General features: G+C 66.5%; 25 protein-coding genes, 1 tRNA gene and 1 other RNA gene. 16 read left to right on the top strand and 11 right to left on the bottom strand.

Annotated elements, in window-relative coordinates; genetic code table 11:
* Together N1F91_RS29465 and N1F91_RS29460 are read right to left on the bottom strand one after the other, a co-directional pair.
* A partial coding sequence (locus N1F91_RS29465; protein WP_289997401.1) for an aldehyde dehydrogenase family protein occupies positions 1-271 on the bottom strand: 271 nt, incomplete at its 3' end.
* Positions 268-1,377: a mandelate racemase/muconate lactonizing enzyme family protein gene (locus N1F91_RS29460; protein WP_289997400.1), complete on the bottom strand. Its 1,110-nt coding sequence runs from the start codon at positions 1,375-1,377 to the stop codon at positions 268-270. The genes N1F91_RS29460 and N1F91_RS29465, both read right to left, overlap by 4 nt.
* Before the next feature lie 199 nt (positions 1,378-1,576).
* On the opposite strand from N1F91_RS29460, the gene N1F91_RS29455 reads away from it, so the two are divergent.
* The 10 genes from N1F91_RS29455 (at position 1,577) to N1F91_RS29415 (ending at position 10,392) form a co-directional block, all read left to right on the top strand.
* A complete protein-coding gene (locus tag N1F91_RS29455) occupies positions 1,577-3,055 on the top strand; it encodes a PLP-dependent aminotransferase family protein (RefSeq protein WP_289997399.1) in 1,479 nt (492 codons plus the stop codon).
* A gap of 65 nt (positions 3,056-3,120) precedes the next feature.
* A complete protein-coding gene (locus N1F91_RS31225; RefSeq protein WP_354670576.1) occupies positions 3,121-3,549 on the top strand; it encodes a GMC family oxidoreductase N-terminal domain-containing protein in 429 nt (142 codons plus the stop codon).
* 2 nt (positions 3,550-3,551) lie between these two features.
* Entirely contained in the window at positions 3,552-4,736 is a 1,185-nt protein-coding gene (locus tag N1F91_RS29450) for a GMC oxidoreductase (RefSeq protein WP_354670575.1), read from the top strand.
* 137 nt (positions 4,737-4,873) lie between these two features.
* Positions 4,874-5,932, top strand: coding sequence for an ABC transporter substrate-binding protein (locus N1F91_RS29445; protein WP_289997398.1), 1,059 nt, complete (start codon positions 4,874-4,876; stop codon positions 5,930-5,932).
* A 97-nt stretch (positions 5,933-6,029) separates the two neighbouring features.
* Complete coding sequence (locus N1F91_RS29440; protein WP_289997396.1) at positions 6,030-7,127, top strand: ABC transporter ATP-binding protein; 1,098 nt, start codon at positions 6,030-6,032, stop codon at positions 7,125-7,127.
* The gene (locus N1F91_RS29435) at positions 7,124-8,020 is read left to right on the top strand and encodes an ABC transporter permease (RefSeq protein WP_289997394.1); all 897 of its coding nucleotides are present in this window, start codon (positions 7,124-7,126) and stop codon (positions 8,018-8,020) included. The genes N1F91_RS29440 and N1F91_RS29435 overlap by 4 nt, the downstream gene beginning before the upstream one ends.
* Entirely contained in the window at positions 8,017-8,835 is an 819-nt protein-coding gene (locus tag N1F91_RS29430) for an ABC transporter permease (RefSeq protein WP_289997392.1), read from the top strand. The genes N1F91_RS29435 and N1F91_RS29430 overlap by 4 nt, the downstream gene beginning before the upstream one ends.
* Positions 8,836-8,908: 73 nt before the next feature.
* The gene (locus tag N1F91_RS29425) at positions 8,909-9,271 is read left to right on the top strand and encodes a cupin domain-containing protein (RefSeq protein WP_289997391.1); all 363 of its coding nucleotides are present in this window, start codon (positions 8,909-8,911) and stop codon (positions 9,269-9,271) included.
* 114 nt (positions 9,272-9,385) lie between these two features.
* Positions 9,386-9,721, top strand: a complete 336-nt coding sequence (locus tag N1F91_RS29420) for a hypothetical protein (RefSeq protein WP_289997389.1) — start codon at positions 9,386-9,388, stop codon at positions 9,719-9,721.
* Positions 9,722-9,792: 71 nt separating this feature from the next.
* Positions 9,793-10,392 (top strand): class I SAM-dependent methyltransferase, encoded by a 600-nt coding sequence (locus N1F91_RS29415; protein WP_289997388.1) that lies wholly within the window; start codon positions 9,793-9,795, stop codon positions 10,390-10,392.
* Between the two features lie 52 nt (positions 10,393-10,444).
* Here the strand turns inward: N1F91_RS29415 and msrB are convergent, their stop codons facing one another.
* The 7 genes from msrB to N1F91_RS29380 all read right to left on the bottom strand — a co-directional run bounded on the left by msrB (position 10,445) and on the right by N1F91_RS29380 (position 15,603).
* Positions 10,445-10,855, bottom strand: a complete 411-nt coding sequence (gene msrB, locus N1F91_RS29410) for a peptide-methionine (R)-S-oxide reductase MsrB (protein WP_289997386.1) — start codon at positions 10,853-10,855, stop codon at positions 10,445-10,447.
* A 245-nt stretch (positions 10,856-11,100) separates the two neighbouring features.
* Positions 11,101-12,291: a VWA domain-containing protein gene (locus tag N1F91_RS29405; RefSeq protein ID WP_289997384.1), complete on the bottom strand. Its 1,191-nt coding sequence runs from the start codon at positions 12,289-12,291 to the stop codon at positions 11,101-11,103.
* A 3-nt stretch (positions 12,292-12,294) separates the two neighbouring features.
* Positions 12,295-12,702 carry a hypothetical protein gene (locus N1F91_RS29400; protein WP_289997383.1) on the bottom strand — a complete coding sequence of 136 codons (408 nt, stop codon included), beginning with the start codon at positions 12,700-12,702 and terminating at the stop codon, positions 12,295-12,297.
* A complete protein-coding gene (locus N1F91_RS29395) occupies positions 12,699-13,373 on the bottom strand; it encodes a hypothetical protein (protein WP_289997382.1) in 675 nt (224 codons plus the stop codon). The genes N1F91_RS29400 and N1F91_RS29395 overlap by 4 nt, the downstream gene beginning before the upstream one ends.
* A 68-nt stretch (positions 13,374-13,441) precedes the next feature.
* Positions 13,442-13,888 carry a GNAT family N-acetyltransferase gene (locus N1F91_RS29390; protein WP_289997381.1) on the bottom strand — a complete coding sequence of 149 codons (447 nt, stop codon included), beginning with the start codon at positions 13,886-13,888 and terminating at the stop codon, positions 13,442-13,444.
* A 115-nt stretch (positions 13,889-14,003) separates the two neighbouring features.
* Entirely contained in the window at positions 14,004-14,657 is a 654-nt protein-coding gene (locus tag N1F91_RS29385) for a glutathione S-transferase family protein (RefSeq protein WP_289997380.1), read from the bottom strand.
* A gap of 106 nt (positions 14,658-14,763) precedes the next feature.
* Positions 14,764-15,603, bottom strand: a complete 840-nt coding sequence (locus tag N1F91_RS29380) for a MoxR family ATPase (protein WP_289997379.1) — start codon at positions 15,601-15,603, stop codon at positions 14,764-14,766.
* Between the two features lie 128 nt (positions 15,604-15,731).
* Here N1F91_RS29380 and N1F91_RS29375 point away from each other — a divergent pair, with 128 nt between their 5' ends.
* From N1F91_RS29375 to N1F91_RS29355, 5 genes are all read left to right on the top strand, one after another.
* Entirely contained in the window at positions 15,732-16,178 is a 447-nt protein-coding gene (locus tag N1F91_RS29375; protein ID WP_289997377.1) for a DUF4345 domain-containing protein, read from the top strand.
* 17 nt (positions 16,179-16,195) lie between these two features.
* Positions 16,196-16,351, top strand: a non-coding RNA gene (gene ssrS / locus N1F91_RS29370) — 6S RNA.
* A 55-nt stretch (positions 16,352-16,406) separates the two neighbouring features.
* Positions 16,407-17,009 carry a 5-formyltetrahydrofolate cyclo-ligase gene (locus tag N1F91_RS29365; protein ID WP_289997376.1) on the top strand — a complete coding sequence of 201 codons (603 nt, stop codon included), beginning with the start codon at positions 16,407-16,409 and terminating at the stop codon, positions 17,007-17,009.
* Between the two features lie 10 nt (positions 17,010-17,019).
* On the top strand, positions 17,020-17,850 hold the full coding sequence (locus tag N1F91_RS29360) for a YmdB family metallophosphoesterase (RefSeq protein WP_289997374.1): 831 nt from the start codon (positions 17,020-17,022) through the stop codon (positions 17,848-17,850).
* A gap of 56 nt (positions 17,851-17,906) precedes the next feature.
* The gene (locus tag N1F91_RS29355; protein ID WP_289997371.1) at positions 17,907-18,692 is read left to right on the top strand and encodes a TerC family protein; all 786 of its coding nucleotides are present in this window, start codon (positions 17,907-17,909) and stop codon (positions 18,690-18,692) included.
* A 25-nt stretch (positions 18,693-18,717) separates the two neighbouring features.
* On the opposite strand, the gene N1F91_RS29350 is transcribed toward N1F91_RS29355, so the two are convergent.
* A complete protein-coding gene (locus tag N1F91_RS29350; RefSeq protein ID WP_289997368.1) occupies positions 18,718-19,554 on the bottom strand; it encodes an MBL fold metallo-hydrolase in 837 nt (278 codons plus the stop codon).
* Between the two features lie 156 nt (positions 19,555-19,710).
* Here N1F91_RS29350 and N1F91_RS29345 point away from each other — a divergent pair.
* Positions 19,711-19,785 (top strand) — tRNA-Glu (locus N1F91_RS29345).
* A gap of 166 nt (positions 19,786-19,951) precedes the next feature.
* On the opposite strand, the gene N1F91_RS29340 is transcribed toward N1F91_RS29345, so the two are convergent.
* Positions 19,952-20,980, bottom strand: a complete 1,029-nt coding sequence (locus N1F91_RS29340) for a LacI family DNA-binding transcriptional regulator (RefSeq protein ID WP_289997367.1) — start codon at positions 20,978-20,980, stop codon at positions 19,952-19,954.
* Between the last annotated feature and the right edge of the window lie 759 nt (positions 20,981-21,739).

The raw sequence follows: 21,739 nt of genomic DNA, 5'->3' as shown, positions 1-21,739 counted from the left end.
GGGCGAGCACGGCGCCGCGCGCGGCGGGCGACACGCGGCTCCAGGCGCCGCGCAGGGCCGCGTCGGCGCCGCGCACCGCGCGGTCCACGTCCTCGGCGTCGCCCGCCGCGAAGTCGTGGAACGCGAGGCCGGTGCCGGGGTCGATGCTCTCCATCGTCCGGCCGGCCGCCGATGGGGTCCATGCGCCGCCGATGAAGTGCGTCGCCGGCAGTCCTTCGACACTTCCGCCCGGCCGATAGCGCGCCACGAGCGTTTCGAGTTCTTCGGTCATGCGTCCAGCCTGCTTGCCTGATAGGTGGCGTTTTCGAGCCAGTCGGGGGAGATCTCCAGCCCCCAGCCGGGTGCATCCGAGATGCGGACGTGGCCGTCCTCGACGCGGTAGGGGTCGGTCAGGAACAGGCCCTGTTCCCAGGGATAGTAGTCTTCGCGCTCGATCGACAGTTCGAGGTACTTTCCGGCGTTCGGGATGGCGGCGAGATAGTGCATGGTGAAGATCGTCACCATGCTGCGGTTGGCCGCGTGCGGCGTCACCGGCATGCCGGCCGCAGCCGCCATCGACGCCAGCCGCATCGATCGCGCCATCCCGCCGAGATAGAGGATGTCGGGCTGGACGATGTCGACGACCCGGTCGCGGATGATCTGCTTCCAGACCGAAAACTCGCAGTCCTGCTCTCCGCCGGTGACGTCGATGTCCAGCGTCTCGGTGACTTCCCGCGTCTGCTCCAGTTCCCAGTAGGGACAGGGCTCCTCGTAGTGCACCATGCCGTGCGCCTCCATCAGCCGTCCAACCTCGATGGCGCGGGCGGGGGAGTAGCAGCTGTTGGCGTCGGCGAGCAGGTCGACCCCGTCACCCAGTGCGCGGCGGATCGTCGGGATGATCTCCTCGGTGCGGCCGGGCCACTCGTCGACGTTCCGGCCGACCTCGGCGCCCACGCGGAACTTGAAGGCGTCGAAGCCATGCTCGCCGCGCAGGCGGCGGAAGCGTTCGGCCTCGTCGGCCGGCGTGATGTCACGCTTCATCGACGAGGCGTAGGCCCGCAGCGTGGCCGGCTTGCCGCCCAGGAGCTCGACGACCGGCTTGCCTGCAAGCTTGCCGCGCAGGTCCCACAGCGCGGTATCGAAGCCGCCCATGGCGCGACGCAGATGCGAGCCCGGGAACTTGTGCTCGCGCTCACCGACCAGATCCATCAGATCGTCAAGATCACAGTGGACCTCGGTGCCGAGAACCCAGGGCGCGACCTGCCGGTGCAGGACGAGCGCGGTGAGGTCGGCGTGATAGGGCGCGACCTGGCCCCAGCCGGTCGAGCCGTCCTCCGCGGTCACCCTGACGAAGGCGACATAGGGGCTGGAGAAGGTTTCTATGGTCTTGATCTTCATCTGAGAAATCCGCGCATGGTGTCATGCCCGAAACGGGCGATGGCGCGTCGCTCCCGGCCGCGCCGCAGCGTCGTTCGCCTTGGCGTCTCGGACTATTCCGTTCATATTGGTCTGCCGATAAGAGCCACTTTGAATATTCTGGAGGGCCATTTGAGACCATTTCGATCATCTGCGCATCCGTTTTCCGCAAGGTGAGGGCATGAAATACGCTGGCGGCGCCCTGCTGCCCACGCTGCGCGTCGACCGCGAATCCGGTCGGCCGATCGCCGTGCAGCTGGTGAGCGCGATCCGTGAACTCGTCCTGTCGGGGGTGCTGGCGCCCGGGCAGCGGCTTCCGTCCAGCCGCACCTTCGCGCACGACCAGGGGATTTCGCGCACGACGGCCATCAGCGTCTATGAATCGCTGACGGCGGAGGGGCTCCTCGTCTCCCGGGTCGGCTCCGGCTCCTATGTCAGCGACGCGCTGAAGGCAAAGTCCGTGCAGCCGGATCGCGCAGGCGACGTCAAGCAGCCGACCCGGTTGGCAAGCCTGGCAAGCCGTGCTTCCGAACAGTTCTTTCCCCGGCTCTCGCACCCGACGAAGCCGCGACCCTTCGTGACCGGCCTGCCTGCGCTCGACATGTTCCCGATGCCGTTGTGGGCCAAACTGACGGCGCGCCACTGGCGTTCGGCGCGCGGCCACATGCTGGGTTATCCGGAACCCGGCGGCCTGCGGGAACTGCGCCAGGCCATTGCCGCGCACCTGCGCGCCAACCGGGGCATCGTCTGCGATCCGGAGGAAGTGTTCATCGTCAACGGCGCGCAGGAGGCCTTCAACCGCATCGGCAGCACGCTGCTCGACCCTGGCGATGCCGTCTGGTTCGAGAACCCCGGCGCGATCGGCGCGCGCAACAGTCTCCTGGCATGCGGTGCGAAGCTGGTGCCGGTGCCCGTCGACGACGAGGGCATCGACGTTGCCGCCGGGCTCGGGGCGGAGCCGAACTTCCGCCTCGCCTTCGTCACGCCCTCCCACCAGCATCCGCTCGGCGCGGTGATGAGCCTGCAGCGGCGGTTCGAACTGCTCCAGGCGGCCGACAGGGCCGACGCCTGGATCGTCGAGGACGATTACGACGGGGAGTTCTACTATTCCGGCCATCCGCCCCCGACATTGAAGAGCGTCGATACGGTCGGCAGGGTCATCTATGTCGGCACCTTCTCGAAGTCGCTGTTTCCGGGGCTGCGCATCGCCTTCATGGTGGTGAGCGCCCCCTTGTCGGACGTCTTCGCCCGCATCGCCGGAGCAGCGTTCCAGGGCGCCTCGACCATGCTGCAGTCGGTCGTGGCAAGCTTCATCGAGGAGGGACACTTCGCCAGCCACATCCGGCGCATGCGCAAGGTCTATACCGAAAGGCACGAGGTGCTGATCGACGCGTCCTCTCACCGGCTGGCGGGCGCCGTCGAAATCAAGCGCACCGAAAGCGGCATCCAGACCGTCGGCCACCTGCTGACTGCCCATGACGAGAAGTCGGTGGCCGATGCGGCGGCGCTGCGCAACGTGATCGTCGCGCCGCTGGCGCGCTTCTGCATCGCGCCGGTGGCGGCGAAAGGCTTCGCCATAGGCTTCAGCACCTCACCACCGTCGGAAATCCGTGCTGGCGTCGACCGTCTCGCCGAAGCGATCGATTCGCTTAAGCCATAAGTGGCCCGGCCGAGTTTCCAGAATGGCCGCTGCGTCTGCGGCTCCTGAAGACCTAGACTCGGCCGATGGACAGCTACGACTTCGTCATCGTCGGCGCCGGCTCGGCCGGCTGCGTGCTCGCGAACCGCCTTACCGAAAGCGGGCGTCACCGCGTCCTGTTGCTGGAGGCTGGAGGAAGCGATCGCAATTTCTGGGTCCGGATGCCGATCGGCTACGGCAAGACCTTCCACCATCCGGAACTGAACTGGCGCTACACGAGCGAGCCGGTTCCTGGCCTCGGCGACCGCGAAACCTACTGGCCACGTGGCAAGGTGCTCGGCGGGTCGAGCGCCATCAACGCCATGGTGTTCATCCGGGGCCAGCGCGAGGACTATGATTCCTGGGAGGCGCTCGGCAATCCGGGCTGGGGATGGCGCGGCGTCGGCGAGGTCTTCCGGCGGATGGAGGACAACCTGGCGGGCGCGGACGAGCACCGCGGCGCGGCGGCCCGCTGACGGTGACGAGTATCTCGGGCTCCGAGCACCCGACCTGCGAAGCGTTCGTCGCGGCCTGCGAAGCGGTTCAACTGCCGCGCAACTGCGACTTCAACGGCACCACGCAGGAAGGGGCCGGCCTTTACCAGATCACGACGCGCAGGGGCGTGCGCGCCTCGGCCGCCTCGGCTTTCCTGCGGCCGGCGATGCGACGGGCGAATCTGCGCGTGATCACCCATGCCCACGCAGCCCGGATCCTGTTCGAAGGGCGGCAGGCCGTCGGCGTCGAGTACCGCATTGGCGATCGTACCCATTCGGCGCGGGTGGGCCGCGAGGTGATCCTGTCGACCGGCGCGATCAATTCTCCGCACCTCCTGCAGCTGTCGGGCGTCGGGCCGGGCACCCTGCTGCAGTCGCGGGGCGTCGCGGTGGTGCATGCGCTGGCCGGCGTGGGCGAGAACCTGCAGGACCATCTCTGCATCGACCATGTCTACCGCGCCAACAGGCCGACGTTGAACTCCGTGCTCAGGCCCTGGTGGGCGCGCGTCCTCGTCGGTTTGCGCTATCTGGCGACACGGACGGGGCCGTTGTCGCTCAGCGTCAACCAGGCCGGCGGCTTCTTCCGGTCCGATCCTTCCCGGCCGCGGGCCAACATGCAGCTCTACTTCTCGCCGCTGAGTTACACCCGTGCGACGCCCGGCAAGCGGCAGCTCATGCTGCCCGACCCGGAACCCGGCTTCCTGCTCGGCGTCTCCAATTGCCACCCGAAGAGCCGTGGCCACGTGCGGCTGCGCTCGGCCGATCCGTTCGCCGCGCCGACGATCCAGCCCAACTACCTCGCCGAGCGGGATGACGTGGAGGAACTGCTCGACGGTGCCGCCATGCTGCGGCGGATCGCGGCGGCCGGGCCGCTGGCGGAGATCATCGAGCGCGAACTGCGGCCTGGCCCGGACGTGGTCACGCGCGCCGACATGGAGGCCGACCTGCGCGAACGCGCCGGCTCGGTGTTCCATGCGAGCGGGACGTGCCGGATGGGTCCCGATGCGACGCGCGACGTCGTCGATGCACGGCTGAAGGTGCACGGGCTGGCCGGCCTGCGCGTCGTCGACGCCTCGGTCTTTCCGCTGCTGCCGTCTGGCAACATCAACGGGCCGGCGATGATGACGGGCTGGAAGGGGGCGGAACTCATTCTGGCGGACCACGGCTGAAGGGCTGCGAGAGCGCAAGTGGTCTGCCCGTCATTTCATAATGGCACTGGAATGCCGACCAAATTAGACCAGACTGATGCTACGGTCCTGCGAAGCCCAAGAGCCGCAAGCGACCGAAACGACAATGGGAGAGTGTCATGCTTGAGCGGAAACTGCTGAACTGCACCGTCGCGCTCGCGGCCCTGCACGCTGCGACCGTGTTCGCGCTGCCGGCGCTGGCGGACGAGATCACGGTCGTGTCCTTTGGCGGCGCCTATCAGGAGGCGCAGAGCAAGGCGCTGTTCCAGCCGGCCGCCAAGGCGATGGGCATCACCGTGCGCGAGGAGACCTATGGCGGCATCGCCGACCTGCGCCTGCAGGTGAAGTCGGGCGCCGTCACCTGGGACGTGGTTGCCAGCGGATCGGGCAGCGCAGCGCGCGCCGGCGCCGAGGGCATCCTGGAGCCGCTGGACTATTCCGTGATCGACGTATCCACTTTCCAGGAGGGCCTCTACCAGGACTTCTGCGTCGGCGGCGACGTGTTCTCGACGGTGCTCGCCTGGAACACCAAGACCTTCGGCGACAATGGCCCGCAGAGCTGGGCGGATTTCTGGGACGTCGAGAAGTTCCCGGGCAAGCGCGCCTACCGCAACTCGGTCGCCGGTGCGCTCGAGCCTGCACTGATGGCCGATGGCGTGCCGGCCGACCAGGTCTACGACGTGCTCTCGACGCCGGAAGGTCTCAAGCGGGCGCTGGACAAGATCCGCGAACTGAAGCCGCACATCGCGGTCTGGTGGTCGTCGGGTGCCCAGCACGCCCAGCTGATGGTCGATGGCGAAGTCGACATGGTGACCGGGTGGAACGGTCGTTTCGACGTGGCCGCCAAGAACGGCGCGGCGGTCAAGTACACCTTCAATCAGGCGCTGCTCGACTACGACTGCTACGCCATCGCCAAGGGCGCCCCGAACAAGGACCTGGCCATGAAGTTCCTGGCCGAGATCTCCAAGCCGGAATACCAGGCCGACTTCACCAACTACATCACCTACGGCCCGACCAACGTGAAGGCCTACGAGCTCGGCCTGATCAAGGACGACTACGCCCGCCTGCTGCCGTCCCATCCCGATAACGCGGCCAAGCAGTTGCCCATCAACCTGCAATGGTACATCAAGAACGAGGCAGAGGCCTCCGCCGCCTACCAGGACATGCTGACCGAGTGACGGCAGGCCGTTTCGCAACACCACAGTCCGGAGGCGATGCCGCTCGCGACATCGCCTCCGCATTTTCAGGCGAGAGTGACCGGGGCGGACATCGGGCATGAACCGGGGCGGCGCACTTCCGATCAGCGTCAACAGGGTCACCAAGACCTACGGCCGCTTCCACGCGCTCGACAGCGTGGACCTCGAGGTCAGGAGCGGCGAGTTCCTGACCCTGCTCGGCCCCTCCGGCTCGGGCAAGACCACGCTGCTGATGGTGCTCGCAGGCTTCAACCGGCCCGATTCCGGCAGCGTCCGTTTCGGCGACCGCGAGGTGGTGCGGCTGGCGCCCCACAAGCGCGACGTCGGCATGGTGTTCCAGAGCTACGCCTTGTTCCCGCACATGGACGTGGCCGGCAATATCGGCTTTCCGCTGCGCCTGCGCGGCGTTTCCAGGGGCGATATCGCGCGGCGGGTGGAACAGGCGCTCGAGACCGTCAAGCTCGGCGGCTATGGCGGGCGCCGCATCGAGCAACTGTCGGGCGGCCAGCGCCAGCGCGTGGCGCTCGCGCGGGCCATCGTCTACGAGCCGCGTATCCTGCTGATGGACGAGCCGCTGTCGGCGCTCGACAAGCAGCTGCGCGAGCACATGCAGGTCGAGCTTCGGCAACTGCACGAGACGCTCGGCATGACCACCGTCTACGTCACCCACGACCAGCGCGAGGCGCTGACCATGTCGGACCGCATCGCCGTGATCGACAAGGGCCGCATCATGCAGCTCGACACGCCGCGCCGCATCTACGAGCGGCCGTCCTGCCGCTTCGTGGCCGAGTTCGTCGGCGAATCCGCTTTTCTTCCGGTGAAGGTGTCGCAGGGCATCGTCACGCTCGATGGCGTGCCCTTGAAACTCGGCGACGGGGCAGAAGCCGCCGACGGCGCGATGTTCCTGATGGTGCGGCCCGAAAAGCTGCGCATCCTCCCGGACGGGCAGCAGAGCGGACCCGATGTCAACGTGCTCGCCGGCCGCGTCGCCCGCTTCATCTACCAGGGCGAGAGCTTCGTGCTCGACGTGGAGCTGGCGTCGGGTGCGGCGGTCAGCGTTCGCGGCATGACGTCGAGCGCGGCGATGGCGACCCTGCCGCAGACCGGCGAGCCGGTCCGGCTGGGACTCGATCGCAGCGATGCATTCCTGGTTCCGCTCGAGGAGAAGCCGGCGTGAGCGGGATCGCGCCCTCGTCGGCACCGCATGCAGCCCTCCTGCACCGCGACGGGGTTCGCGAGCACTGGACGCTGTTCAGCCTCAGCCTGCCTGCGCTGCTGCTCGTCTTCGTCATGCTGGTCGTACCGATCGGCTGGCTGTTCTGGTTGTCCTTCCTGTCGGATGCCGGCGAGTTCAGCCTCGAGCATTACCGCCGGCTGGCCAGTCAGGCCTCCTACGCGCGGATCTTCCGCACCACCTTCGAGGTGAGCCTGGTCACCACGGCGCTGTGCGTGCTGCTGGGCTATCCGCTCGCCTATCTGCTGGCGCAGCTGCCGCGGCGGATTGCTGCGCTGTGCATGATCGCCGTGCTCCTGCCGTTCTGGACATCGGTTCTGGTGCGCACCTATGCTTGGCTGGTGCTTTTGCAGCGTCAGGGCATCGTCAACGACTGGGGCATGGGCCTTGGCCTGTGGCAGGAGCCGCTGCCCCTGGTGCACAATCTCGCCGGCACGCTGATCGGCATGACGCACATCATGCTGCCCTACCTGATCCTGCCGCTCTACGGCTCGATGCGGGCGATCGACGGCGACTACGTCAAGGCGGCGGCCAATCTCGGCGCCTCGCCCTCGCGGGCTTTCTGGGCGGTCTACCTGCCGCTGTCGCTTCCCGGCCTGGTGGCCGGGGCCACCATCGTCTTCATCCTCTGCCTCGGCTTCTACATCACGCCGGCGCTGCTCGGCGGCGGACGTGTCATCCTGGTGTCGATGCGCATCGCCACCGACATCGAACTGTTCTTCAACTGGGGCGCAGCCAGTGCGCTCGGCGTCGTCCTGCTCGTGCTGACCGTGGCACTCCTCTATCTCGCGTCCCGGCTCGCCGGCTTCGAGCGGCTGATGGGGGGCGCGAAATGAACGGGTGGTTCTCCCGTCCCGCCTCCGAAACGCAGATCAGCCATGGCCGTCGGCTGTGGCTCTATGCCGTCGGCGGTCTGGTCATGCTGTTCCTCGTCATCCCGTCGCTCATCGTCATCCCGATGTCCTTTTCGGACTCGCAGTATCTCAGCTTCCCGCCGCAGGCCTGGTCGCTGCGCTGGTACGAGAATTACTTCGGCTCGCTCGAATGGATGCAGGCCACCTGGACGTCGCTGAAGGCCGGGGTGCTGACGATGCTGCTGGCAACGCCGCTCGGCACGCTCGCCGCCTACGGGCTGCACGTCTCGCGCACCCGGCTCGGCGGCCTGGCCATGCTGGTGCTGGCGATGCCGATCATGATGCCGCTCATCCTGATCGGCATCGGCGTCTTCAACGTCTATGTCCAGCTCGGTCTGCTCAACACGCTGCCCGGCGTCGTCATCGCCCATTCCATGCTGGCGCTGCCGCTGGTGGTGCTGGTCGTCGCCTCCGGGCTGAAGAGCTACGACATGAACCAGGAACGCGCCGCCTGCAGCCTCGGCGCCTCGCGACCGCGGGCCTTCCTGCTGGTCACGCTGCCGCAGATCCGCTTCTCCGTGGTCACCGCAGCGCTGCTCGCCTTCCTTACCTCCTTCGACGAGGTGATCGTGGCGCTGTTCGTCTCCGGCGGCCAGAACTCCACGCTGACGCGCAACATGTTCCTCGCGCTGCGCGACCAGATCGATCCGACGATCGCGGCGATCTCGACCGTGATGATCGTGGTGACGTCGGTTCTCCTGGCCCTGTCGCAGCTGTTCGGACGCTCCGATCGATGATTGCGCGTGGCGGCGGCGGGACGCGGGCGGAACCAAACCACGCCAACGGCATCCCTATCCTTCAGGACATCCGATGATCGACTTCCTCGTCAATGAAGACCTCGCCAAGCTCGATCTCGGTACGACCGCCCGCAAGCCCACATCGATCGATTGCGAGCAATGGGAGGCATCGCGTGAACTCTTTCGCTCGCAGGACGGGCTGATGAAGATCGGCGTCTGGGAATGCACGCCAGGCCGCTTTTCGGCCGACCGGACGGCCGCGTCGGAAACCTGCCACCTGATCGCCGGCCGTATCACGCTGCACGGCGCGGACGGCCAGAGCCGCAACCTCGCGGCGGGCGACATGCTGGTGCTGCCGCGCGGCTGGCGCGGCGAGTGGACGATCCACGAAACGACGCGCAAGCTCTACGTGCTGCACGCCGATGGCGGCGCATAGAGCTTTCGACCCGCGCCGGGCACACCGGCGGGAACAAAAATGCTGCCGTCGGTGCATACCCTCCCGCCGGCCTTTGGCCTAAAGCGTTGGAACGTTCCCCGGACGCACCGCGCCATGACCAGACTTCCCATCATCCGACCCGTCGTCCGCCCGAAGCGGGGCTTCTTCGCGCGACGCTGGCACGGCGAGATCGATCTCGGCACGCTGTTCTGGCGCGACACCATCCTCGTCGCCACGGCGATCAACGTCGCCTTCGCCGTGGCGTCGCTGCTCCTGCTCGCCGCCGGCCTCCACGCCGCCCTGGTGTTTGTGGTCTACGTGCTGCCCGTACCCTACAACCTGTTCCTGTTCTCCTGCATCTGGCGGCAAGCGGGAGACCTCGGGTCCTTCGCCGCAATGGCGACACGGTGCGCGGTGCTTGGCTGGCTGGCGCTGTCCATCCTGTTGTGATCGGAGCGGGGGCGGCTTGATCCTGCATTGGCGGGCGCTAGAGTCGCCACCGGTCGAGACGCGAGAACGCCATGTGGGACGAGCGCTACAGCCGCGATGACTATGTCTTCGGCACCGAGCCCAACGCCTTCCTGGCCTCCTGCGCGCCGCTGCTCGAACCGGGCCACAGCGCCTTGTGCGTGGCCGATGGCGAAGGCCGGAATTCCGTCTGGCTCGCGGGACAGGGGCTTTCCGTCACCGCCTTCGACTTTTCCGCGGTCGGCATCGCGAAGGCGCAGCGGCTCGCCGCCGCGAAAGGCGTCGCGGTCGACTATCGCCTGGCCGCCATCGAGGACTGGGACTGGTCGCCGGATCGTTTCGACATCGTGGCGGCGATCTTCATCCAGTTCGCCGAACCCGCGCTGCGCAGCCGCGTCTTCGAAGGCATCGGGCGCACTCTGAAGCCCGGTGGCCTCCTGCTCATGCAGGGCTACCGCCCCGAGCAGATCGAATACGCCACCGGCGGCCCGCGCGTCAGGGAAAACCTCTACACCAGGGCGTTGCTGGAAGGTGCCTTCGCCGGCTTCGACATGCTGCGCCTCGACGAGCACGACAGCGCGATCCATGAAGGACCCGGCCATGCCGGCATGTCGGCGCTGATCGACCTCGTCGCGCGAAAGCCGGCCGCCTGAACGCGCGACGCCCCGCACGAGGCGGGGCGTCCCTAGGTCGCGGGTCGAGCGGCTATGACTGTTCGGCCGGCTCGAAGGCCAGCGCCACGCCATTGATGCAGTAGCGCTGGAAAGTCGGCGGCGGGCCGTCGGGGAAGACGTGGCCGAGATGGCTGCCGCAGGTCGCGCAATGGCACTCCGTGCGCAGCATGCCGTGGCTGCGGTCGACGGTGGTCGCGACCGAGCCCGGAACGGGATCGTTGAAGCTCGGCCAGCCGGTACCGCTCTCGAACTTCAGCGTCGATTCGAACAGCGGCGTATCGCAGCCGACGCAGCGGAACGTGCCCGGCCGCTTCTCGTACAGCAGCGCGCAGCTCCCCGGCCGCTCGGTGCCGTGCTCGCGCATGATGTAGTACTGCTCGGGCGTGAGGCGGGCACGCCACTCGGCGTCGGTGCGGGTGACGGGGTAGGTTTGGACGTCCATGGGGGCCTCCATGCGGTGTTTTCGTCAATGTAGTGCGGCGATCTCTGCTTGTCGAAGGGGTGGGGCCACCCACGCAACCACGCCCGCGTCATTCCGGAAGGCGAACCGCGCGGAGCGCGGTGGAGCCTGTCCGGAATCCATTCCGTGACTTTGCCGGTTGCGCGGTGTGTGTCGCCGACGCCATGGACTGGATTCCGGACCGGAGGCCTCCGCTGCGCTCGGCTTCCGGTCCGGAATGACGCCGGTCAGTGCTTCCTGGACAGTTCCTTCGTCGCGCCTTCCAACCCGGCCAGCGTCAGCGAGTACATCCTCTCGGCGAAGATCTCCCGGATCATGCCGATGGAGTGCGTGTAGCCCCAGTGCTTCTGCTGCACGGGGTTGATCCATACCGCGTTCGGCCACTGGTCGAGCACGCGCTTGAGCCAGGCGATGCCGGGCTCGGCGTTCCAGTGCTCCACAGAGCCGCCGGCATAGGCGATCTCGTAGGGGCTCATCGACGCGTCGCCGACGAAGATGACCTTGTAGTCGTGGCCGTACTTGTGCAGCACGTCGTAGGTCGGAATCACCTCGGAATGGCGGCGGCGGTTGTCCTTCCACACGCCCTCGTAGAGGCAGTTGTGGAAGTAGAAATATTCCATGTGCTTGAACTCGCCGCGCGCGGCAGAAAACAGCTCCTCCACCACCTTGATGTGGTCGTCCATCGAGCCGCCGACGTCGAAAAACATCAGGAGCTTCACGGCGTTGCGCCGTTCCGGCCTGGTCTTCACGTCGAGATAGCCATGTTCTGCGGTGGCGTGGATCGTGCCGGGAATGTCGAGTTCCTCGTCGGCGCCCTGGCGGATCCAGCGGCGCAGGCGTTTCAGTGCCACCTTGATGTTGCGCGTGCCGAGCTCGACCGAGTCGTCGAAGTTCCTGAACTCGCGCTTGTCCCACACCTTCACCGCGCGGCGGTGGCGGCTCTCGTGCTGGCCGATGCGCACGCCCTCGGGATTGTAGCCATAGGCACCGAAGGGCGAGGTGCCGGCGGTGCCGATCCACTTCGACCCGCCCTGGTGGCGGCCCTTCTGCTCCTCCAGCCGCTGCTTCAGCGTCTCCATCAGCTTCTCGAAGCCGCCCAGCGCCTCGACCAGCTTCTTCTCCTCGTCGGTCAGGTGCTTTTCGGCCAGTCTGCGCAGCCATTCCTCGGGCAGGTTGGCGACGTCGATCGCCGCTTCGCCGCCGACCGCCTCCACGCCCTTGAAGACGTGGCCGAACACCTGGTCGAAGCGATCGATGTGGCGCTCGTCCTTCACCAGCGTGGCCCGGGCGAGATAGTAGAAGCCCTCGACGTCGTAATCGACGAGATGGGCGTCCATGGCTTCGAGCAGCGTGAGATATTCGCGCAGCGAGACGGGAACGCGGGCGGCTTTGAGTTCGAGGAAGAAGGGAATGAACATGGGTCAGACGAAAAGCTGCTTAAACCGGCCTGTGAAGTTGATGCTTAACTCGAACATAAATGGCGGATCAAATCGCTCGATCGTTTCGAGTAGCCGAGGCCACTGGTCCACGATTACAGCACAGCATCGGTTCATTGGCGTCTTTTGGTATGCAGGAGCGAGAACCACTCCACGCAACCGGGCTTGGCGGAATGCCTCTGCTTCTGCTCGGTTCTTCCTGATTTTCTGGTCACCAGTAAATACCAACCACTCCTCTCCGGTTGCTGATATGTGTTCGATCCATTCGATGTCTTTTGGATCGGAGAGCGGAAGCTGTCGAACATGTATGGCGCAATGTCCAGAGCTGCGAATGAATCCATCAAGTGTCGATGCCATGACTGGCGAAGTGCAGTTATCGAACAGCACCTTCATGCGGCCGCAAGCAATTCGTTCTCGAATTTTACGGCGCGCTGTATCGCCGGCACGGAAACCTGCCAAAGCTTGGCGGCAATCTCAATGCTATCCTCCGCCTTAGCCGCAGATGCCAGCACTGCGGTTGGCACGCCAGAATCCGCCTCTATGGGCTGACCAAACGCCCTTTCCGGATCGATGAGAATCTTCTGGGCTTTAGTCACCGGCCACCATCGTGACGGTGCTGCGCCGTCGAACTCAACGTCTTTCAGGCTCGCTTCCATGATTCGTTTGAAGGCGTACTGACGCTTGAACAGATCTAGCAACCTTTGGTCGCCACTTTCATCTATGATCTCCAGGAAGATTGATCTGCCATCGGTGAAAAATTTCTTTGTGGACAGAGGACGCTCGTCCTCGACGAGGTTTCGCGCCTCATCGATCGCTCGTCGAACCATAATCGCACTTAAGCCAGCCTGCATGAAGGCGTGAGCGGTTCTCATCTCCATCAGATCTCGAAAGCCGAGATAAACCTTGCCGTCAGCGAGGTCTATCTGCGGTCGCCAGAGCCGATCGTACCACTTCCCTTTCACTTCATGTCCCCGCAGCCAACGCGCGATCTTGCCGGCAGGGATGCGCAACAACCTTGCCGCCTCCGCGGGCGTGTAGAGACCTACGCCAACGAGCGCTGTCATTGCTGGTTCATGGCTTCGTTTGTGCATGGCCGTTATCATATCAGTTTTGTTTTCAGAGCAGAATCCCCTCACAGCAGATCATACTCGATGAACCCCGTCCGCCGCGCCACGCGGTCATAGAGCCTGCGGGCGGTGGCGTTGGTCTCGTGCGTCATCCAGTAGACGTTCGTCACGCCGATCTCGCCCGCCGCGCGTTTCACCGCCTCGATCAGCACGCGGCCGAGGCCGGTGCCGCGCAGGTCGGGCTCGACATAGAGGTCCTGCAGGTAGCAGTTGTTGGCGGGCGACCAGCAGGTGCGGTGATAGATGTAGTGCACCAGCCCGACCGGCTTCGTCTTCACCACGGCCAGCATGCATTTCGGTTCGAACGCGCCGCCTGAATGGATACGCTCCCAGGTGAGGCGATAGACCTCCTCGGGCACCTTCGTTTCGTAGAAGTCGAGATAGGCGGTCCACAGGCGACGCCAGTCGGCCTCGTCGTCCGGGGTCGGGACCCTCAGTTCCATGCCTTCCATGATGCGCTCTCCTGCTTCGACACGCTGAAGCTAGCGGCAATCCGCTCGCCTGCCAGGGCCACGGCGCTGCAGCCATTGCGGCTGCGGTGCCAGTTCGGCCATCGGCGCATCGTTCTCAGCCGGCAACCGGCGGCAGGTTCTCCTTCTCCAGCGCCGCCTTCGTCTGCGGCAGCGCCTCCACCCGCGCGACCAGCGCGGCGAGCTTCGGGAACTGCTCCGCGACCTTGATCGGCGTCGCCTCGGCCCAGCGGCCATAGACGTAGATCATGTAGTCCACGGCGGTGGGGCCATCTCCCATCGCGAAGCCTCCGGCAGGCAGCCGCGCCTCGATCTGGCGGTAGCCGTCGGCTATCGTGGCGACGCTCTGCGCCTGCACCTCCTTCTGCACTGCCTCGCCGGGCGCGAAGCGCTGCGGGCGGAAGAATGGGCCGAAGCCGGCAGCATGCACATGGGTGGCAAGCATCGACATCCACGACAGCGCCCGCGCACGGGCCATGCCGGAGGGCGGCACGAGGCCCGCCTGCGGGAAGAATTCGGCGAGGAAGGAATAGATCGCTGTCAGTTCACCCAGCGCCTCGTCCTCGCCGGGAACGCCGAGGGCCGGCACGCGGCCGGCCGGGTTGACCTTCAGGTAGTCCGGGCTCTGCGCCTCGCCCTTGCGGATCGCCACGCGGGTGTCGGTGTAGTCGGCGCCCGCCGCTTCGAGCGCGATGCGCACGCCAAGCGAACAGGCGGCGCGGTCGTAGTAGAGGTTGAACTTGTCGGTCATGCGTCGTCTCCTCCGGAATGGTCGTGCCCGCCGCCGTCCAGGGCGTCGCGGCCGGGTTTCGTCATGCTGGCGTGGAAGCCGCGGCCCTGCCGCGTCGAACCGCTCCTCAGCCCTGCCGCCGCGCGATGAAGGCCAGCCGCTCGAACAGATGCACGTCCTGCTCGTTCTTGAGCAGCGCGCCGTGCAGCTTCGGCAGGGCGTTCTTGGCGTCGCCGCGCAGGTCGGCCGGGTCGACGTCGTCGGCTACCAGCAGCCGGATCCAGTCGAGCGCCTCCGAGGTCGAGGGCTTCTTCTTCAGCCCGGGCACCTCGCGCACCTCGTAGAACTGGGTCAGTGCCGCGCGCACGAGCGCCTGCTTGATGCCGGGATAGTGCACCTCGACGATCTTCTGCAGCGTATCGGCCTCCGGGAAGCGGATGTAGTGGAAGAAGCAGCGGCGCAGGAAGGCGTCCGGCAGTTCCTTCTCGTTGTTGGACGTGATGATGACGATCGGCCGCTGCACCGCCTTCACCGTCTCGCCGGTCTCGTAGACGAAGAACTCCATGCGATCGAGTTCCTGCAGCAGGTCGTTCGGGAACTCGATGTCGGCCTTGTCGATCTCGTCGATCAGGAGCACCACCTTGCGTCCCGCGTCGAACGCCTCCCACAGCTTGCCGCGCTTGATGTAGTTGCGGATGTCGTTGAAGCGCTCGTCGCCCAGCTGGCTGTCGCGCAGCCGCGACACGGCGTCGTATTCGTAGAGGCCCTGCTGCGCCTTCGTCGTCGACTTCACGTGCCATTCGATCAGGTCGAGGCCAAGCGCGCCCGCCACCTGGCGGGCGAGTTCGGTCTTGCCGGTGCCCGGCTCGCCCTTGACCAGGAGCGGCCGTTCCAGCGCGATGGAGGCGTTCACCGCCACCATCAGATCCTTGTCGGCCACATAGGCTGCCGTGCCTTCGAAACGCATGCTTGGATGTCCCGGATGATTGTTCAGACTTGTCGCAAACCGTAGGCAACGAGAGAGGCAGGCGCAAGGGCGCAGCCCGTCACGACCGCGGTGCGAAACTTCGCAGGCCGTAGCAGCGTTCACCAGCTATGACAGCGAAAGTCGATCCCGAGCTTGCAGCAAAGGGCAGCGACGCGGCCGGACGCCGGGCACTGCAGGTGTTCATCGCCGTCGCAGGCTGCCTGCCGGTCTTCGCCGGCGTGGCGGGCGTCATCGCGGGGCCTCGTTTCATCGGTGCTGCGGTACCCGGGCCGGTCGACCTCGACAGCCACCTGCGCTTCCTGTCGGGCGTCTTCCTGATCGTGGGCCTTGCCTGGTGGAGCTGCATTCCACGCATCGAGACCAAGGGCGAGCGATTACGCCTCCTGGCGCTGATGACTTTCGCAGGCGGCATGGCTCGGCTCGGATCCCTCGCAATCGCTGGTCTCCCGTCGGCCGGGCATCTCGTTGGCCTCGGCATGGAACTCGTCGCGGTGCCGCTCGTCGTGTTCTGGCATGCGCGGGGCGTTCGATTGGGATGGCGCAGCCCTGGGTGACGTCCTATATTGGCATTGGCGGTCTGCGCTTCGCGGCAGGAATAACATTCCCCGGGGCCTTACTGATCCCAAGGGAGCTGTCCCTGGGGGGACCCGTGGGTCCTCTCATACGGCGCCCACCTACGTTGTAGGCACCCGGGATCAACCTTTCCACCGGTTGTCGTGGATCGTCATCTATCCGTCGCCTGCCGGGTTGAACCCGGAGGCCGCATCGTCCAAAGCTTGGCGATGACCGAAGAACGCCTCCCCGCCACCCGCGAGTTGAAGAAGGCCCTCCGCCTCGAAGCGCTTGCCCGCCGCGACGCGCTCGATCCGCACCGGCGCATCGAGGCCGCGCTTGCCATCGCCGAGACCGGTCTTGCGGCCATCGACGCCGGACCCGGCGATGTGGTCTCGGGCTTCATGCCGATCCGCAGCGAGATGGACACGAGGCCGCTCATGGCGGTCCTGGCGGAGAAGGGGGCGCGGCTCTGCGTGCCGGCGATCCTCGACAGGACCACCATCGTCTTCCGCGAACTGGTGCGCGGCGCGCCACTGGTCGACACCGGCTTCGGCACCGTCGGTCCGCCCGAAGACGCGGCCGTGCTCGAACCGACGATCATGCTTGTCCCGCTCGCCGCCTTCGACGCGCGCGGCCATCGCATCGGCTACGGCGCCGGCCACTACGACCGCGCCATTGCGCGGCTTCACGCGCGGGGGCTCCACCCGCGCCTCTACGGCATCGCCTTCGACTGCCAGGAGATCAGCCAGGCACCGGACGAACCACACGACGTGCCGTTGCCGGCGATCCTGACGGAAAGTGGCTTGCGGCGGTTCGAGATCGAGGGCTAAAGCTCCTTTCATGAGACTCCTCTTCCTCGGCGACATGGTGGGCCGTTCCGGCCGCACGGCGGTCTGGCAGCGCCTGCCAGGCCTCATTTCGGATTTCAGGCTCGATTTCGTCATCGTCAACGGCGAGAACGCGGCGGGCGGCTTCGGCATCACCGAGGACATCTTCCGCTCGACATTGGATGCCGGCGCCGACGTGGTGACCACGGGCAATCACGTCTGGGACCAGCGCGAAGCGCTGCAGTTTGCGCCGCACGAGGAGCGCTTCCTGCGCCCCGTCAACTTTCCGCGCGGCACGCCGGGCCGCGGCTCGGGCCTCTATGTCGCCCGCAACGGCGCGCGCGTGATGGTGTCCAACATCATGGGCCGCGTCTTCATGCATCCCGAGCTCGACGATCCCTTCCAGGCGGGCGAGCGCGAACTTGCCGCCTGTCCCCTGGGCGAGCAGGCCGATGCGGTGGTGATCGATTTCCACGCCGAGGCGACCAGCGAAAAGATGTGCTTCGCCCATTTCGTCGACGGGCGCGCCAGCCTCGTCGTCGGCACCCACACGCACCAGCCGACGGCCGACCACCAGATCCTCAACGGCGGCACGGCCTACATTTCCGACGCCGGCATGTGCGGCGACTATGATTCGTCGCTCGGCATGGACAAGGAGGAGCCGCTCAACCGCTTCCTGTCCAAGGTGCCGCGCGGCCGCTTCGAGGCGGCGAGCGGTCCGGCGACCATCTGCGGCCTGGGCGTGGAGATTTCCGACCGCACGGGGCTGGCCGAGAAGGTCGCGCCGCTCAGGCTCGGGCCGCGCCTGGAAGAGACCGTGCCGGCGTTCTGGAACGGCGGTTGACCGCGACCGTTTAGCGCCGTACCCGTTCCTCCACCGTCTCCGAAGGATCCCCGTCCATGCCGTTCGCCGATGTCATCGCCTCGCATCTGGACTGGTTTTCCGATCCCACCGCCTGGGTCGCGCTTGCCACGCTCGTCGTTCTCGAGATCGTTCTCGGCATCGACAACCTGATCTTCATCTCGATCCTCACCAACAGGCTGCCTGCGCATCAGCAGAAGAACGCCAGACGCATCGGTATCGGTGCCGCGCTGGTGCTGCGCCTGATCCTGCTTGCCACGGTTTCGTTCATCGTGACGCTCACGACGCCGGTCTTCACCCTGTTCGACCACGGCTTCTCCTGGCGCGACCTGATCCTGATCGCGGGCGGGCTGTTCCTCGTCTGGAAGGCGACCAAGGAAATCCACCACACCGTCGATCCCGAGGACCCCAAGGAGGACATCGTCGGCGCGGTGTCCATGTCCATCGGCGCCGCGATCTTCCAGATCCTGCTGCTCGACCTCGTCTTCTCGATCGATTCCATCATCACGGCGGTCGGGATGACCGACGAGATCGCGATCATGTACATCGCCGTGATCTGCGCGGTGACGGTGATGCTGATCGCCGCCGAGCCGCTGTCGCGCTTCATCGCCAAGAACCCCACCATCGTCATGCTGGCGCTGGGCTTCCTCCTGATGATCGGCATGACGCTGATCGCCGACGGCATGGGCTTCCACGTGCCCAAGGGCTACATCTACGCGGCGATGGGCTTCTCGGCGCTGGTCGAGACGCTCAACATGCTGGCGCGGCGCAAGAAGGTGCGGGAGAAAGCCGGCGGTTCCGCCGGTCACGGCCCGGTCGACTGACCGGACCGTCGCGGAGGCAAGGCGCTCAGACCCCCTGCAGGATCAGGATCGTCGGCCGGCGAGGCAGGTCGCGCAGCGACACCGTGAAGCTGCGCTCCGAGCGGTAGTCGACGGTGTAGCCTTCGCCCATCATCGACAGGAACTCGCCCATCGGCGTCGAGTGCCGGTGCATCGGCAGCACGATCGACGAATAGAGCCGCGTGGTGATCTCGCTCATGTTGGCAAGCGACTGCGTCATGCCGCCGTCGACGGGCACCATCACGATGTCCAGCCGGCCGATCGCGCCGTAATGCTGGTCGGTCAGTGCGTGATGCAGGTGGCCGAGATGGCCGATGCACAGGTCCGCCACCTCGAAGATGAAGATCGAGTTGGCGTTCTCCTCCATCGTGCCGAAGCGGCGGATGTCGGTGGTAACGTTGCGGACGTAGACGTCGTCCACCACCACCGCATGGCGCGCCGGCTCGCCGCCATCCGGGTTCCAGCCTGGCAGGACGTGCTCGATGGCGGGATCGGGGTTGTTGGTGAAGTGGGTCGAATGCGCCTTGTTCATGGTGACGACGCGCGGCAGCGGATCGCGTCCGTAGATACCGGAATAGTCGGTGGCGACCCTGACCCCGCCGGGCGATTCGATCACGTAGGTGGAGTGTCCGGCATAGGTGATGGTCACCTCGCCCGAGGACCGCGTCGCCTGGGCGGGCGTAAAGCTCGCATAGGTCACGAAGGGCAGCGCCTGGGCGATGGCGAGGCATTTCGACGGCACGGGGTCGGTCTGCGCCTGCGCGCTGGAAGATCCCGCCGTCCAAGACACCGGGATTGCGAAGAGGGCGGCAGCAAGAAGGGCGGCGGCGCGGGGGAGGGGCATGGCGGTCTCCTTCGTCGTCGTGGGGCTCCTGCCCATTACGACACGTCAGGCCGCCCGGCCGGAGTCACGATTTCGCGAGTGCGGAAAAGAGACGCGGATCGTCCGCGAGCGGTTGCAATTTCCCCCGGGCCCGTCTATATCGCCTCCATCTTGGACGCGCCCATCGTCTAGCGGTCAGGACGGCGCCCTCTCACGGCGCAAACAGGGGTTCGATTCCCCTTGGGCGTACCAGGCATCTCCTCTCGTTGATGTTCTCAGCCGATTGTAGCGCTCAGCGTCCTTCAGCTGTTTGCCTTAGGCTCGATTACGCTGCCGGTGCGAATCGCCAGGCTGCCTCAGCCGCCGCAGAGCGGGCATTGACAGCGCCGATTGCCGGGCGGTGGGATCGCATCGGACGTCACGGCAGGTTTTCCTGCACCACGATCTCGATGCGGATGCGTTCCTGCGATTGGACGATGCCGAGGCCGTCGCTCTTGGCGCGCAGCACGCGGATGGCGCTGCGGACGATGTGGCCGACGTTCTGGCTGATCACGGCGTCGAACATGCCTGATGTCAGCGCCTCGCGGGTCACTTTCGTCAGTTCGTGCGCCACCACCGAAAGCCCGCCGGGCGCGATACGGGGCCTGAGCACGTCGAGCAGGGCGCGGCTGCCATGGCCGACCGAGTAGATGCCGGTGACGTCCGGGCGGCCGTCAAGAACCTCGCTCACCACCCGCGCGGTCACCGCATCGTCGTCATGGCCTTCCACGGAGGGCAGCACCTCGATCAGCGGGAAGCGCTCGGCCATGACCCGGTCGAAGCCGAGGCGGCGCTCGACATTGTCGCGCGCCTGCATGGAACTCACCAGCACCATGACGGTGCCGGGCTGCCGGCCGTGGAACTTGCCCATCAGCACGCCCGCCGTACGGCCTGCGGCGACATTGTCGATGCCGACGAAATGGTCGCGGTCGGTGTTGGGCAGGTCCGAGACCAGCGCCACGATCGGCACGCCGTCTGCCTTCAGCCGCGCGATGGCGTCGCGAACGTGCGGCGTCTCGGGCGCGAAGATCGCCATGCCGTCGGTGTTGGCGCGCGAGATGGTGCGCAGCGACCGCACCAGCGCATGCGGATTGCCGGCCGGGAACGTCACGATGCGCACGTCGGTGCGGTCGGCGGCCGAACCGCGCACCGCCTCCGCGATCGCCTCGCGCAGCGTGCCGACGAACAGGACAGGCGTCTCCGGCAGCACGAAGGTCATGCGATAGCGCCGCTGGCGCGCTAGGTTGGCGGCGGTCACGTCGCGGACGTAGCCGAGCGCGTCGATCGCCGCATTGACCCGGCCGACGGTCTTGTCCGTCACGCCCGGCCGCTGGTTGAGCACGCGGTCGACAGTGGCCAGGCTGACGCCCGCCGCCCTGGCGATATCGTTGACTGTCGGACGAGCCATGCGTGCCTCCCGCCGCACTCTATCGGCAAAACGCTGAGGTACGTCAATCAGCGCGGCGAAGGGCGTCGCCCGTTCGTCGGCGCCGATGGCGGTGTCACGGAACGGGGTCCTGATCGCCCCCCGCGGTCCTCGCCCATGCGGCGGCGCCACGCCCTTGGGCGTCCGGAGCCCCCACGTTCCTCATCCTGAGGAGCGAGCCCGCGCGACATTCCACGACTGGCGGCTCACTTCGGCGGGCGAGCCTCGAAGGACGCACTACGCCATGCGGCGGCCCGAAGGCAGGCGCGCGGTCGTGCGTCCTTCGAGGCCCGGCGTCGCCGGGCACCTCGGATGAGGAGTGTTGCGATTCGCGCCTCCGGATGAGGAGCGTTGCGGCGCGCGACCCGGGATGAGCACCCTCGTTGGCCAACCCCTCGCGCGCCGACACGGGGCCGATGGCCGTCGTCCCGTAGCCATCGTCATCGTCGTCGCCGGTCCGATCGTTCCCCGACCCCTGCGGCGTCCGGAGCCCCCACGTTCCTCATCCTGAGGAGCGAGCCCGCACGACATTCGACGACTGGCCGATCACTTCGGCGGGCGAGCCTCGAAGGACGCACTACCCCGCCGCAGTCTGGCGAGGCTCACTCCTCCTACTGCATCGTCGTGCGTCCTTCGAGGCTCGCTCCGCTCGCGCCTCAGGATTGTCTGTCGTCGATGTGCTTAACTGTCGGGGAAGCTGGTTCGCCAGCGCCCGTCTGGCCAGACGGGCGCTGGCGCCGG

The organism is Aquibium sp. ELW1220, from assembly GCF_030398385.1.
In the GTDB taxonomy this organism is placed as follows: Bacteria; Pseudomonadota; Alphaproteobacteria; order Rhizobiales; family Rhizobiaceae; genus Aquibium.
The sequence above is the reverse complement of the archived record's forward strand: the minus strand, read 5'-3'. Positions and strand labels throughout refer to the sequence as shown.

What these genes read in the sequence shown, in the direction of transcription:
- N1F91_RS29430 (WP_289997392.1), top strand. Translation starts at nt 8,017, where the DNA reads ATGAACGGGTGGTTCTCCCGTCCCGCCTCCGAAACGCAGATCAGCCAT.
- N1F91_RS29425 (WP_289997391.1), top strand. Translation starts at nt 8,909, where the DNA reads ATGATCGACTTCCTCGTCAATGAAGACCTCGCCAAGCTCGATCTCGGT.
- N1F91_RS29395 (WP_289997382.1), bottom strand. Translation starts at nt 13,373, where the DNA reads ATGACAGCGCTCGTTGGCGTAGGTCTCTACACGCCCGCGGAGGCGGCA.
- N1F91_RS31225 (WP_354670576.1), top strand. Translation starts at nt 3,121, where the DNA reads ATGGACAGCTACGACTTCGTCATCGTCGGCGCCGGCTCGGCCGGCTGC.
- N1F91_RS29340 (WP_289997367.1), bottom strand. Translation starts at nt 20,980, where the DNA reads ATGGCTCGTCCGACAGTCAACGATATCGCCAGGGCGGCGGGCGTCAGC.
- N1F91_RS29455 (WP_289997399.1), top strand. Translation starts at nt 1,577, where the DNA reads ATGAAATACGCTGGCGGCGCCCTGCTGCCCACGCTGCGCGTCGACCGC.
- N1F91_RS29405 (WP_289997384.1), bottom strand. Translation starts at nt 12,291, where the DNA reads ATGTTCATTCCCTTCTTCCTCGAACTCAAAGCCGCCCGCGTTCCCGTC.
- N1F91_RS29350 (WP_289997368.1), bottom strand. Translation starts at nt 19,554, where the DNA reads ATGCCCCTCCCCCGCGCCGCCGCCCTTCTTGCTGCCGCCCTCTTCGCA.
- N1F91_RS29445 (WP_289997398.1), top strand. Translation starts at nt 4,874, where the DNA reads ATGCTTGAGCGGAAACTGCTGAACTGCACCGTCGCGCTCGCGGCCCTG.
- N1F91_RS29400 (WP_289997383.1), bottom strand. Translation starts at nt 12,702, where the DNA reads ATGAAGGTGCTGTTCGATAACTGCACTTCGCCAGTCATGGCATCGACA.
- N1F91_RS29365 (WP_289997376.1), top strand. Translation starts at nt 16,407, where the DNA reads ATGACCGAAGAACGCCTCCCCGCCACCCGCGAGTTGAAGAAGGCCCTC.
- N1F91_RS29440 (WP_289997396.1), top strand. Translation starts at nt 6,030, where the DNA reads ATGAACCGGGGCGGCGCACTTCCGATCAGCGTCAACAGGGTCACCAAG.
- N1F91_RS29460 (WP_289997400.1), bottom strand. Translation starts at nt 1,377, where the DNA reads ATGAAGATCAAGACCATAGAAACCTTCTCCAGCCCCTATGTCGCCTTC.
- msrB (WP_289997386.1), bottom strand. Translation starts at nt 10,855, where the DNA reads ATGGACGTCCAAACCTACCCCGTCACCCGCACCGACGCCGAGTGGCGT.
- N1F91_RS29360 (WP_289997374.1), top strand. Translation starts at nt 17,020, where the DNA reads ATGAGACTCCTCTTCCTCGGCGACATGGTGGGCCGTTCCGGCCGCACG.
- N1F91_RS29355 (WP_289997371.1), top strand. Translation starts at nt 17,907, where the DNA reads ATGCCGTTCGCCGATGTCATCGCCTCGCATCTGGACTGGTTTTCCGAT.
- N1F91_RS29390 (WP_289997381.1), bottom strand. Translation starts at nt 13,888, where the DNA reads ATGGAAGGCATGGAACTGAGGGTCCCGACCCCGGACGACGAGGCCGAC.
- N1F91_RS29415 (WP_289997388.1), top strand. Translation starts at nt 9,793, where the DNA reads ATGTGGGACGAGCGCTACAGCCGCGATGACTATGTCTTCGGCACCGAG.
- N1F91_RS29375 (WP_289997377.1), top strand. Translation starts at nt 15,732, where the DNA reads ATGACAGCGAAAGTCGATCCCGAGCTTGCAGCAAAGGGCAGCGACGCG.
- N1F91_RS29385 (WP_289997380.1), bottom strand. Translation starts at nt 14,657, where the DNA reads ATGACCGACAAGTTCAACCTCTACTACGACCGCGCCGCCTGTTCGCTT.
- N1F91_RS29420 (WP_289997389.1), top strand. Translation starts at nt 9,386, where the DNA reads ATGACCAGACTTCCCATCATCCGACCCGTCGTCCGCCCGAAGCGGGGC.
- N1F91_RS29380 (WP_289997379.1), bottom strand. Translation starts at nt 15,603, where the DNA reads ATGCGTTTCGAAGGCACGGCAGCCTATGTGGCCGACAAGGATCTGATG.